Origin of the sequence: Billgrantia bachuensis (assembly GCF_011742165.1) — a bacterium.
GTDB classification, from domain to species: Bacteria; Pseudomonadota; Gammaproteobacteria; order Pseudomonadales; family Halomonadaceae; genus Halomonas; species Halomonas bachuensis.
Map to the genome: position 1 here is coordinate 37,261 of NZ_JAAQTO010000050.1, position 12,911 is coordinate 50,171.

8 protein-coding genes are annotated in these 12,911 nt (G+C 65.0%); 3 read left to right on the forward strand and 5 right to left on the reverse strand.

What is annotated here, in order from left to right; translation table 11 throughout:
• Nucleotides 1-26: 26 nt before the first annotated feature.
• From treS to HBJ55_RS17655, 3 genes are all read left to right on the forward strand, one after another.
• Nucleotides 27-3,377, forward strand: coding sequence for a maltose alpha-D-glucosyltransferase (treS, locus tag HBJ55_RS17645; protein WP_167118033.1), 3,351 nt, complete (start codon nucleotides 27-29; stop codon nucleotides 3,375-3,377).
• Nucleotides 3,370-5,592: a 1,4-alpha-glucan branching protein GlgB gene (gene glgB, locus HBJ55_RS17650; protein WP_167118034.1), complete on the forward strand. Its 2,223-nt coding sequence runs from the start codon at nucleotides 3,370-3,372 to the stop codon at nucleotides 5,590-5,592. Before treS ends, glgB begins: the two co-directional genes overlap by 8 nt.
• 97 nt (nucleotides 5,593-5,689) lie before the next feature.
• Entirely contained in the window at nucleotides 5,690-6,985 is a 1,296-nt protein-coding gene (locus HBJ55_RS17655; protein WP_167118037.1) for an MFS transporter, read from the forward strand.
• A 30-nt stretch (nucleotides 6,986-7,015) separates the two neighbouring features.
• Here the strand turns inward: HBJ55_RS17655 and HBJ55_RS17660 are convergent, their stop codons facing one another.
• From HBJ55_RS17660 to HBJ55_RS17680, 5 genes are all read right to left on the reverse strand, one after another.
• A complete protein-coding gene (locus tag HBJ55_RS17660; protein ID WP_167118040.1) occupies nucleotides 7,016-7,699 on the reverse strand; it encodes a haloacid dehalogenase type II in 684 nt (227 codons plus the stop codon).
• Nucleotides 7,700-7,787: 88 nt separating this feature from the next.
• The gene (locus HBJ55_RS17665; protein WP_167118043.1) at nucleotides 7,788-8,741 is read right to left on the reverse strand and encodes a cyclodeaminase; all 954 of its coding nucleotides are present in this window, start codon (nucleotides 8,739-8,741) and stop codon (nucleotides 7,788-7,790) included.
• 47 nt (nucleotides 8,742-8,788) lie between these two features.
• On the reverse strand, nucleotides 8,789-9,787 hold the full coding sequence (gene eutB / locus HBJ55_RS17670; protein ID WP_167118046.1) for a hydroxyectoine utilization dehydratase EutB: 999 nt from the start codon (nucleotides 9,785-9,787) through the stop codon (nucleotides 8,789-8,791).
• 126 nt (nucleotides 9,788-9,913) lie between these two features.
• Nucleotides 9,914-11,338, reverse strand: coding sequence for an aminotransferase (locus HBJ55_RS17675; protein ID WP_167118050.1), 1,425 nt, complete (start codon nucleotides 11,336-11,338; stop codon nucleotides 9,914-9,916).
• Nucleotides 11,339-11,399: 61 nt separating this feature from the next.
• On the reverse strand, nucleotides 11,400-12,893 hold the full coding sequence (locus HBJ55_RS17680; RefSeq protein ID WP_167118053.1) for an NAD-dependent succinate-semialdehyde dehydrogenase: 1,494 nt from the start codon (nucleotides 12,891-12,893) through the stop codon (nucleotides 11,400-11,402).
• Between the last annotated feature and the right edge of the window lie 18 nt (nucleotides 12,894-12,911).

The window sequence follows — 12,911 nt, forward strand, 5'->3', positions numbered from 1 at the left end:
TACCCACAAGCAAAGAGGGCATGGCCATGATGGACGCCAGCAGCGAATCGCACGCCGTCGAGACCCTCGATTTTCTCGACGACCCCCTCTGGTACAAGGACGCCGTCATTTACCAGGTTCACGTCAAATCGTTCTTCGATGCCAACGATGACGGCATCGGCGATTTCAAGGGGCTGATCCAGAAGCTCGACTACATCGTCAGCCTCGGCGTGAATACCCTCTGGGTTCTGCCGTTCTATCCTTCGCCGCGGCGCGACGATGGCTATGATATCGCCGAATACACCGGCGTCAGCCCAGACTACGGCACGCTGGAGGATGCCCGGCAATTCATCGACGAAGCACACCGTCGTGGGCTGCGGGTGCTGACCGAGCTGGTCATCAACCATACCTCCGACCAGCACGAATGGTTCCAGCGCGCCCGGCGGGCGCCGCCCGGCTCACCGGAGCGGGACTTCTACGTTTGGTCGGACACCGACCTTAAGTACCCCGGCACTCGCATCATCTTTCTCGATACCGAAGCGTCCAACTGGACGTGGGATCCGGTGGCAGGCGCCTACTACTGGCACCGCTTCTATGCACATCAACCCGATCTCAATTTCGATAACCCTCGAGTGCTCGAGGAGATACTGAAGGTCATGGAGTACTGGCTCGACATGGGCGTCGATGGGCTACGCCTGGACGCCATTCCCTATCTCGTCGAACGCGAGGGCACCAACAACGAGAACCTTCCCGAGACCCACGAAGTCCTCAAGAAGATTCGCGCGGTGATAGACGAACGCTATCCGGACCGCATGCTGCTAGCCGAAGCCAACCAGTGGCCGGAGGATACCCGCCCCTACTTCGGCGACGGCGACGAATGCCACATGGCGTTTCACTTCCCGCTGATGCCGCGCATGTACATGGCCCTGGCCCAGGAGGATCGTTTCCCGATCACCGACATCCTGCGCCAGACTCCCGAAATCCCCCCCAACTGCCAGTGGGCCATCTTCCTGCGCAACCACGACGAGCTGACGCTCGAGATGGTCACCGACAAGGAGCGCGACTACCTCTGGAGTCACTACGCCGCCGATCGCCGGGCGCGCATCAACCTGGGGATACGCCGGCGTCTGGCGCCGCTGCTGGAGCGCGACCGCAGGCGTGTCGAGCTGCTCAACAGCCTGCTGCTATCGATGCCGGGCACGCCGGTGCTCTACTACGGCGACGAAATCGGCATGGGCGACAACATCTACCTTGGCGACCGCGACGGGGTGCGCACGCCGATGCAATGGTCGGTGGATCGCAACGGGGGCTTCTCTCGAGCCGATCCGGCAAGCCTCGTACTGCCGGCGATCATGGACCCGCTCTACGGCTACCAGGCCGTCAACGTCGAAGCCCAGCTGCGCGACCCGCACTCGCTGCTTAACAACATGCGGCGCCTGCTCGCGGTGCGCGATCAGCATCGTGCCTTCAGCCGCGGCACCATGCGGCCTCTCTATCCGGCCAATCGACACATCCTCGCCTACCTGCGCGAAATGACGCTCGATGATGGCAATACGGAAACGCTGCTATGCGTGGCCAACATGGCACGCACCGCTCAGGCAGTGGAACTCGACCTCTCCGCCTTCGCCGGCCAGGTACCGGTGGAGATGGTCGGCGGCAGTGCCTTTCCGCCGATCGGACGGACACCGTACCTGCTCACCCTGCCGCCCTATGGCTTCTTCTGGTTCCTGCTGGCGCCAGAGTCCGCCATGCCTGAATGGCATGTGCCGGCACCCGAGCCCATGCCGGAATACGTCACGCTGATCATCAAGCGACAACTCGAGGAGATCTTCCAGGCTCCGGCGCGACACCTGCTCGAGCGCGAGACCCTGCCCAGCTACCTGCCCAAGCGACGCTGGTTCGCCACCAAGCAGGCCCATATCGATCAGGTGCGCATGCTCTACGTGGCCCGACTGGAGCACAGCCAGCACGCCATGCTGCTCTCTGAGCTGGAAGTCCACCATGCCGAGGGCATCGAATGCTACCAGTTGCCGCTGGCTTTTCTCGGCGAGGAGGAGCAGACCAGCGCCCTGCCCCAGCAGCTCGCCATGGCACGGGTACGCCGCTTCCACGAGGTGGGGCTGCTGACCGATGCGCTGACGCTCGACGCCTTTGCCCTGGCGATTCTCGAGGCCATGCGCCAATGCAGCAAACTGCCTTGCACCACCGGCGAGCTCCGTTTTCTGCCCACTGACGTCTTCGCCGAGCTGGAACTATCCGACACCTTCGAGGTGGAGCAGCAGAGCGCGGAGCAGTCCAACAGCTCGGTGATCATCGGTCGCCAGCTGGTGCTCAAGCTATTCCGTAAAGTGGAGCCTGGGGTCCATCCCGAGGCGGAGGTCGGCCGCTATCTCACCGAGCGCGGCTTCACCCATATCGCGGCACTGCTGGGCGAGGTGGCCCGCTTCGACGAGCAGGGAACACCACAGACGCTGATGATCCTGCAGAGTTTTATCGATAACCAGGGCGATGCCTGGGCGTGGTTCCGTGCCACGCTGGGACGCGCGGTTCGCGAGGCAATGACCGATCGGGAGTTGGGTCATGGCGGCGTTCTCGAAGAGACGGGCTATGGCGCCTGCGAGGAGCTGGAAACTTTCGCTACCACGCTGGGCATGCGATTGGGCGAAATGCATGCCGTGCTGGCCTCGCCCTGCGATGACCCGGCCTTCCGTGCCGAAATTGCCTCGCACACGCATGTCGCACAGTGGACACGCCGGGTGCGCGAGCGCGTCGAGGAAGCCTTGGCACTGCTCGAGCGCCAGGCAAAACAGTGCGACGAGGCCGAGCAGCAGATGATCGAACGGATCCTGGCAAGCCGTGATTCGCTCTCGGCCGCCATCGATTCCATCGCTGCGCTGGCCGAGGGCAGCCTACTGACTCGCATCCACGGTGACCTGCATCTGGGCCAGGTGCTGGTCGCCCACGACGACGCTTTTATCATCGACTTCGAGGGTGAGCCCGACCGCCCGCTGGAGGAGCGCCGCGCCAAGGACAGCCCGCTGCGGGACGTGGCGGGAATGCTGCGCTCCTTCGACTACGCCTTCGCCCGAGTGGATGAGATACGCCCCGGCGGTGAAAGTGAAGAGTGGCAGGATGACAGCAGCCACGAAGTGGCGGAGCGCTGCCTGCTTCACGCTCGCCAGGCCTTCCTTAACGCCTACTGGCAGGCCACGCAGGCCCTGCCGCACGAGTGGAAGCATCCAGCCGGCGCAGCCGCGGCGGTCGATCTGTTCGTCCTCGAGAAGACCGCCTATGAAGTCGCCTACGAAATTTCCAATCGTCCTGCCTGGCTAGGCGTGCCGCTGCGGGGTCTGGCAGCGCTGGTCGAGCAATGGGACAAAGGAGAACCAGATGAATGATCTCACCGCCAGGCCAATGCCGGACAAGAGCCTGTGGCTACCCGAGGAAGAAGCGGAGGCACTGGCACGCGGCAGCCATGGCAATCCGTTCTCGGCACTCGGTGTTCACCAGAGCGATGACGGACCTTTCCTGAGAGCATTCCTGCCCGGCGCTCTTGGCGTAGACGTGCTCGATCGCCCGGACGGTAGCTTTCGTTGCTGCCTGACGGGCATGCAGATTCCCGGCCTCTTTGCCGGCCGCCTGCCGTATGCGGCCCCCTACTCCCTACGCATCCGCTGGCCCAGCGGGGAACAGCTGACCGAGGACCCCTACAGCTTCGGCCTGCTGCTCGGTGAAATGGATCTCTACCTGATTGGCGAGGGAACTCACCGCCACCTGGGCCAATGTCTAGGCGCCCAGCCCATGGAAGTGGATGGCGTGGAGGGCGTGCGCTTCGCCGTCTGGGCACCCAATGCCCGGCGGGTCTCGGTAGTGGGCAACTTCAATAGTTGGGACGGGCGCCGCCACGTGATGCGCCTGCGTCACCCTGCAGGCGTGTGGGAGCTGTTCGTGCCGCGCCTCGGACCCGGCGAATCGTACAAGTACGAGATCCTCGATGCGCAGGGCGCCCTCGGCCTGCGCGCCGATCCCGTGGCGCTCGCCACCGAGACCCCGCCGAATACCGCCTCGGTAGTGGCCGACACCCGGCCTTTCACCTGGCATGACGACGAATGGCTCACCCATCGGGGCGAAAGGCACGCACCGAACCGACCGATCAGCATCTACGAGGTACACGCCTCCTCATGGCGCAAGCACGGTGGCGACAACGGCGAACTCTACAGCTGGCGCGAGCTCGCCGAGCACCTGATTCCCTACGTACTGGAAATGGGCTTCACCCACGTCGAACTGCTGCCCATCATGGAGCATCCGTTCGGCGGTTCCTGGGGCTACCAGCCCTTGAGCCAGTTCGCCCCCAGCGGCCGATTCGGCACGCCCGGCGACTTCGCCTATTTCGTCGACCAGTGCCATCGGGCGGGACTCGGCGTGATACTCGACTGGGTGCCGGCTCACTTCCCCACCGACCCCCACGGCCTGGCGCGCTTCGACGGCACCGCGCTGTACGAGTACGAGCATCCTTTCGAGGGCTTCCATCAGGATTGGGATACCTTCATCTACAACTGGGGTAGGCGCGAGGTGCACGGCTTCCTGCTGGCCTCGGCGGTGCATTGGCTGCGCCACTTTCATGTCGATGCACTGCGCGTCGATGCCGTCGCTTCGATGCTCTATCGCAACTATTCGCGCAACGAAGGAGAGTGGATCCCCAACAAGTACGGCGGGCATGAAAACCTGGAGGCAATCGACTTCCTGCGCCACCTCAACGACGTCGTCAGCGAGGAAGCCCCCGGTGCGGTGGTGATCGCCGAGGAATCCACGGCCTGGCCCGGGGTCACTCAGCCCACTGCCAAAGGCGGCCTGGGTTTCGCCTACAAGTGGAACATGGGTTGGATGCACGACACCCTGAGCTATATCGGCGAGGACCCCATCCACCGCAGGTACCATCACCACAACATGACCTTTCCCATGGTCTATGCCTTCTCGGAGCACTATGTACTGCCCATCTCCCACGATGAGGTGGTGCATGGCAAGGGGTCGCTGATCGGCAAGATGCCCGGCGACGAGTGGCAGCAGTTCGCCAACCTGCGCGCCTATCTCGCCACCATGTGGACACAGCCCGGCAAGAAGCTGCTGTTCATGGGCTGCGAATACGGCCAGTGGCGAGAATGGAGCCATGACCGCGAACTCGACTGGTTCCTGCTCAACGAACCGCGCCATAGCGGCGTTCGCCAGTTGCTCACCGACCTCAACCATCTATACGTGAAGCATTCGTCCCTGCACGAATGCGACTTCGACCCTCACGGGTTCACCTGGGTGGTGAGCAACGACGATACCAATAGCGTCTTCGCCTGGCTGCGGTGGAGCGCTACGGGAGAGCCGTTGCTGATCGTTGCCAACCTGACGCCGGTGCCCCGCGAGGGCTATCGCCTGGGCGTGCCACGGCCAGGACGCTGGGAGGAAATCTTCAACAGCGATGCCGAGTGCTACGGTGGCTCGAACGTGGGCAACCTGGGCCAGTTGGAATCCGACGATTCTCCGCTTCACGGCCAGACCGCCAGCCTGGCGATGACGCTACCGCCGTTGGCGGTGGTGATACTGCAACCTGCCGAGCCAGCCTGAACCGTATCGATACCGGTATCGGTAAAAGTGCAAGCGGCCTGGTGGCGCGAATGCAATGGACCGAACTGAAAAATCCTGTGATCACGAGGAGCGGTAAATGCGGGCAATGCTTCAGCCTGTCAAATCGATACTCTGGAGTGTAACCTTCCTGCTACTTGGCAACGGTCTGATCAATACCCTGCTGACGCTGCGCGGCAGCGACGAGGGCTTCTCGTCGACGATGGTGGGCGTGATCATGTCGGCCTATTTCGTCGGCTTCACCTGCGGCACCTGGATCAGCGGCAGACTGATTCGCCGCGCCGGCCACATCCGCACCTTCGCCTTCTGCGCCGCGCTCTGTGCCTCCGGCGCCCTGCTGCACATCATCTTCGTCGATCCCTGGGTATGGATCGTGCTGCGCTTCCTCTACGGGCTGGCTTTCGTCACGTTGATGACGGTGATCGAGAGCTGGCTCAACGGACAGGCCGCCAGTCATGAGCGCGGCCGCATATTCGCCACCTATATGCTGGTCAACCTGGGGGCGATTGCCGTCGCTCAGCAGATCCTGCGCCTGGACACGCCGGGCGGTTTCCTGCTCTTCGCCGTCACCGCGATCCTGATCAGTTGGGCGCTGCTACCGATCACCATGACTCGGCGCCAGCAGCCGACGGTGCCCGAAAACGCCAAGAGCAGCCTCAAGTCGCTGATCGGATTCGCCCCGCTATCGGTCACCGCCTCGGTGCTCTCGGGGCTGGCGATGGGCGCCTTCTGGGGCATGGCGCCGCTCTACGCTCGTCAGTTGGGCTGGAGCGCCGCCGACATAGGGACGCTGATGAGCGTCACGATACTCGGCGGGGCACTCCTGCAGCTGCCTATCGGCCGCTTCTCCGACAAGCATGACCGTTGCCAGGTCCTGACCTGGGTGGTGATCGCAGCCGCCGCGCTCGCCGCCACGATGCCCTTCGCGCCCAACCAGGCGGTCCTGATGAGCGTGTTCTTCCTGTGGGGCGGCTTCTCGTTTGCCATTTATCCGCTGGCCGTAGCGCAGTTGATCGACCAGTTGCATCCGCAAGAAGTGGTCTCGGCCTCGGCAGACATGCTGGTGACCCAGGGGGCAGGCAGCGCACTGGCGCCGATTCTCGCCGGGGCGCTGATGGGGGCGCTAGGCCCCCAGGCGCTACCGCTCTATATAGCGTCGGTACTGGCCCTGCTCGGCTTCTATGCGTTGTATCGTCGGCGTCGCGTCACCGAGCTGATCTCCGGTCGTCCCGCCCACTTCGAGCCGCTGACCCAGACCAGCCCGCTTTCGCTGGAGATGATTTTCGACGACAGCCAGCCCGATCTGTTCGACGACCCTAGCTTCTACGATGAGCAGGAACGCGAGCGGCTGGTCGAGGCCTATCAGCAGCGATAACCGCGAGCCCGCCCTGGCTCAGGGGGCTGACTAGCCCAGTCGCTCTGCGAGTACGTCCAGGTCGGTGACGGTCAGGTCCGGTTCGACGCCCCAAGGGTCGAAGGGGGCGTCGAGGCTGCGCCGTACCCAGGCGGCATGCAGCCCGGCATGGCGGGCGCCGATCACGTCGAAGGGGTTGCTCGAGATCAGCCAGGTATCGCCAGGGGCGACTTCCAGCCGGTTGCGCAGGTGGGCGTATACGGCGGGGTCGGGCTTGAAGCGCTTGACTTCGTCGACGCTGATCACCGCTTCGAAGCGTTCGAGGATACCGGCCTGCTCGAGCAGGCCGTTGACCGCCTCGGAGGTACCGTTGGAGAAAGCGACGCAGCGTATACCGTACGCGGCCAGCCGCTCCAATGCGCCGGCGGCTTCGGGAAACGCCGGCAGGCGCGCATAGACTGCCATCAGGTGATCCTTGTCGACGTCCGTCAGCTGGGCCTGCAGCGCACGATCGGTGAAGTCCAGCGCTTCACGCGTGCACTGGCCGAAGGGCACATAGGCGCCCATCAGGCCTCGGCGAAAACTGTACTCCAGCTGCTTGTCGCGCCAGCGCCGCGAAAACTCGCCGGCAAGCGAGTCCTTGCCGTTCCTGCCGAGCCGCTCCTCCAGCTCGGTGACAACGCCGTGAGTATCGATCAGGGTGCCATAGACATCGAAGGCAAGTACCATTGCCATCTGCTGCGCTCCTCGTTTCACTTGGCCAGTCCTCAGCATGGGCACTGCCGCCCCCGGGCTCAAGGGCAGCGCGACAGCATTATCGGATTCACTCGCCTGCCAGCCGCGACAGCGCGAAGCTGGCAATGGCGGTGTCCTGGACCCCGGTGCCGGTCAGGTCGCACACCGTGATTGCGGTGTCCGAGACCCGCAATCGCTCGCCGCGCTCGATCACCCGCCCCAACTCATGGACCTTGAACGGTGGCTCACGCCTCTCATTGGCGAAAACCTTGAGTTCCCCATTGTGCTCGCTCTGGGCGCGAGTGTCGCAGACGAAGGCATCGGCACGAGTCAATACCGACTCGTCGAGCTCACGCTTGTCGGGGCTGTCCGATCCCATGGCGGTGACGTGGACGCCCTCGGGCAGGTCGCTGGCTTGCAGCAGCGGCTCCCGTGAGGGCGTGGCGGTGACGATGATGTCGGCCTGCGCGCAGGCGGCGTGAACGCTGTCGTGCATGCTGACGGTGAACCCACGGCTGCGCATGAGATCGGCGTAGGCCTCGGCACCTTCCGGGCGGCGCGCCCAGACGTCCAGGGTATCGACGTTTCGTACCAGACGCAGCGCCTCGACCTGACGCTGGGCCTGCTCGCCGGCGCCGATCACCGCCACCCGACGACTGTCTTCGCGGGAGAGATGCTTCGCAGCGATGGCTCCGGCAACGGCGGTACGCACCATGGTCAGGTAGCCCTCGTCGAACAGGACCGCCTCGACCCGTCCCGTCTCGGCGGAGAACAGCATCATCAAGCCGCTGAGGCTCGGCAAGCCGCGCTTGGGGTTGTCGAAGGAGCCGGTACTGACCTTGATGGCGAAGCGCTCCCAGCCCTTGATATGCGCCGTCTTGACGTCTACCTCGCTGCCGAACTCCTCCATCGACATCGACAGGATCGGCGGCTGTATGGCCTCGCCGCGACCCAAGGCAGCGAAACCCGCCTCGACCTGGCGCAGCGCCTGCTCGTCGATACCGATTACTGCTGCGATTTCGTCACGCTGATAGAGCTTCATCCGACTCTCCCGATTACTCGTCTCTCTGCATCGCTTAACTGTATTGCTCAACGGCCGACCATGGCCCGCGCCCGATCCAGCGTTTCCAGCGCCACGCCGTTGCCGGAGAGAATCAGCGCCACCCGCTGGCCGCTCACGTCCAGGCCATGCTCGGTGAGCGCGGCCAGCCCCACCGCGGCGGCGCCTTCAACCAGCAGCTTCTCATGTTCGAGAATGTCGACCATGGCGTGCGCGATGGCCGTCTCCGAAACTTGGAAATGGTCGTTCATTACTTCGCGTACCAGGGTGAAGGTACAGCGATTGTCGAGACCGACGCCGCCACCCAGCGAGTCGGCCAGGCTCGTGACCTCCTCTACTGCCACGGGCCGGCCCGCCTGCAGGCTCTCCCACATCGCCGCACCGCGTGCCAGGCTCACTCCGGTCATGCATGTCTCGGGGCGAATCGCCTTTACCGCCGCGCCGATGCCCCCCAGCAGCCCGCCGCCGGAGAGCCCGACGATGACTCGGTCGAGATCCGGGGCATCCTCCATCAGTTCCAGACCGATGGTGCCCTGCCCGGCCGCGATCAGCGGGTCGTCGAAGGGCGGGATCAGGGTCATGCCGCGCTCACACACCAGCCGCTCGACCTCGCCGAAGGCCTCGTCCTGGCTCTCACCCACGCGCCGCACCTCGGCGCCCAGCGCCTCGATGGCGGCCACCTTGTTGGCCGGCACCAGCCGCGACAGGCAGATCGTCGCCGGTACGCCGAGCCGGGCTGCGGCGTATGCCACCGCACGGCCGTGGTTGCCGGTGGATGCCGTGGTCACGCCGGCAGCCAGGGCTTCGCGGCCGTGGCGTTCGATCAGCGCGGCGATCATGTTGGCGGCGCCGCGCAGCTTGAAGGCGCCGGTCGGCTGCTGGGTTTCCAGCTTGAGCAGGATCTCGGCATCGAAATGCTCGGAGAGCGCATGGGAACGGATCAGCGGCGTACGCACCACCTGACCGGCAATGCGACGACGCGCTTGGTACACGGAAGCGAGGGAAACACCGTGCTGGGGTTGCGACATGGCGATGCAGTCTCAACGGCTCGTTGCAAGGGGTGAGGTTTTTCCAGACTAGAAAAGGTTGCCGGCAAGGGCCAAGAAAAAGGCCGCGGGTTCGATCCCCGCGGCCTTTGATCCAGCTTGGAAGAGTTAGCCGACCGACATGCTGGCCTTGACGGCACCTTCGCGGACCAGCTGGTCGGTGACCTTGTTCACTGCGCGCTCAGCGCGGGCGACGATCTCGTCGACCTCGGTGCGGGTGGCCACCAGCGGCGGCGCGAAGCCGAGGATATCGCCCTGCGGCATGGCGCGGGCGATCAGGTTCTCGTCCAGCGCCGCCGCGGACATGCGCGCACCGACCTTGTGCGCGGCATCGAAGTGCTTGCGCTTGGCCGGGTCGACGGAGAACTCCAGCGCCGCCAGCATGCCCACGCCGCGCACGTTGCCGACGATGGGATGGTCGCCGAAGGCGGCCTGCATCTGCTGCTGCAGGTAGGCGCCGGTCTCGGCGGCGTTCTGGGTCAGCCCCTCGCGCTCGATGATCGCCAGGTTGGCCAACGCCGCGGCGCAGCCCAAGGCGTGGCCGGAGTAGGTCCAGCCGTGGCCGATGGGGCCGTACTCGGCGGTGCCCTGCTCCAGCACGCTCCATACGCGGTCGCCGACGATCACGCCGGAGAGCGGCTGGTAGGCGCTGGTCAGGCCCTTGGCGACCGTGATCAGGTCGGGCTTGATGCCGTAGAAGTGGCTGCCGAAGTCGGCGCCGATGCGACCAAAACCGCATACCACTTCGTCGGCGATCAACAGCACGTCGTACTTGGCCAGCACCGCCTGGATCGCTTCCCAGTAGCCTTCCGGCGGCGGCACGATGCCGCCGGTGCCGAGCACCGGCTCGCCGATGAAGGCGGCCACGGTGTCGGGGCCCTCGGCCAGGATCATCTCCTCGAGCTTCTTGGCGCAGTACTGCGAGAATTCACGCTCGCTCATGCCCTCCTGCTCGGCGGCGCGGTGATAGTAGTACGGCGCCTCGGTGTGCAGGATGCCGGCCAGCGGCAGGTCGAACTGGTCGTGGAATGCCTTGAGGCCGGTCAGCGAGCCGGTGGCCAGCCCCGAGCCGTGGTAGCCGCGCTGACGCGAGATGACCTTTTTCTTCTGCGGGCGGCCCAGCACGTTGTTGTAGTAGCGCACGATCTTGAGCTGGGTCTCGTTGGCGTCGGAGCCACCGAGGCCGTAGTAGACCTTGGACATGCCGGGGCCGGCGAGTTCGATGATCTTCTCGGAGAGCGCAATCTGCGGCTCGTTGGAGTGGCCCACGTAGGTGTGATAGTAGGAGAGCTCCAGCGCCTGCTGATAGATCGCCTCGGCCACCTCGGTACGGCCGTAGCCGATGTTGACGCAGTACAGGCCGGCGAAGCCGTCGATGAACTCGCGGCCGTCCTTGTCGACGATGTGGATCCCCTTGCCGCCGGTGATCACGCGGCCCGCTGCGTCGCCGTGGGCGAAGTCGCGAAGGTGGGTGGAGGCGTGGAAGGTGACCTTGCGGTCGCGCTCGATCAGATCGCGGTGCTGCTGGCTCATTATGTTCTCTCTTCTCTTCAGGTCCCCGCCGCGGCGGGGAGATGTTCAAATTCAATTATGACTAGCTACCGGAAACTGAACCTAGAGCTCCCAGACAGTAATATTTCGTCTCCAGGTATTCATCGATCCCGGTGATGCCGCCCTCGCGGCCGAGCCCCGACTGCTTGACGCCGCCGAAGGGCACGGGCGGGCCGGTCATCTTCACCGAGTTGACGCTGACCATGCCGTACTCCAGCGCCCGCAGCAGCTTCCAGATGCGGCGGATGTCGTGGGTGTAGACATAGGCCGCCAGGCCGTACTCGGTGTCGTTGGCCATGGCGATCACTTCATCGTCGTCGCGGTAGGCGGTCACCCCCGCCACCGGCGCGAAGTTCTCCTCGCGCCACACCTTCATCTGTGGCGTCACGCCGGTCAGCAGCACCGGCATGAAGAAGTTCTCGCCCGGCGCCTGAGTCTGGTCCCCGGCCACCAGCGTGGCTCCGCGGGAAATGGCGTCGTCGACGATGGACGCGGCCTTGTCCACCGCCTGGCGGTGGATCAGCGGCCCCAGGTCGATCTCGCTCTCCATGCCGTTGCCCACGGTGAGTGCCGCCATGCGCTCGGCGAAGTGCGCGACGAACTCGTCGTGGATCGACTCGTGCACCAGGATGCGGTTGGCCGCCAGGCAGTCCTGGCCCGCAGTCTGGAACTTGGCCGCCACCGCGGCGAAGGCCGCCTCCTTGGGATCCATGTCGGGGCCGACGATGAACGGTGCGTTGCCGCCCAGCTCCAGCGACACGCGCTTGACCGTCTGGGCACTCTGCTCGAGCAGCAGCCGCCCGACGCGAGTGGAACCGGTGAAGGATAGCGCCTTGACGCGCTCCTCGGCACACAGAATCTTCGAGACCTCCGCGGGCTCGCCCAGCACCACGTTGAACACCCCGGCGGGGATGCCGGCGCGCTCGGCCAGCTCGGCCAGTGCCAGCGCCGAGAACGGCGTCTCGCCGGCCGGCTTGACGATCACCGGACACCCGGCGGCCATGGCGGCGGCGGCCTTGCGGGTGATCATCGCCAACGGAAAGTTCCACGGCGTGATCAGCGCGGCAATGCCCACCGGCTCCTTGATCGTGCCCAGCGCGGCGTTGGGAATGTGGCTGGGAATAGTCTCGCCGAAAGTACGCTTGCCCTCCTCGGCGAACCAGCGCACGAAGCTGGCGCCGTACTCCACCTCGCCGCGGGCATCGGGCAGCGGCTTGCCCTGCTCCAGGGTCATGATGGTGGCCAGGTCCTCGCGGTGGGCCTGCAGCAGGTCATGCCAGGCCATCAGGCGCTCGGCGCGCTCGTCGGCACGCAGCGCACGCCAGTGGCCGAAGGCCGCATCGGCGGCGTCCACGGCTTCACGGATCTGGTGCGCCTCGAGCCAGGGAATGTGGCCGATGGCCTCGCCGGTGGCAGGGTCGATCACCGTCTCCTCACGGCCGCCTTCGCCGTGGGTCCACTTGCCATTCACATAGGCGTGCTCGCGGAACAGGCGTGGATCGTCGAGCTGAGCGGTCAGCGTCTTGGACAGTTTCATGGGTACCTCCCCTGACAT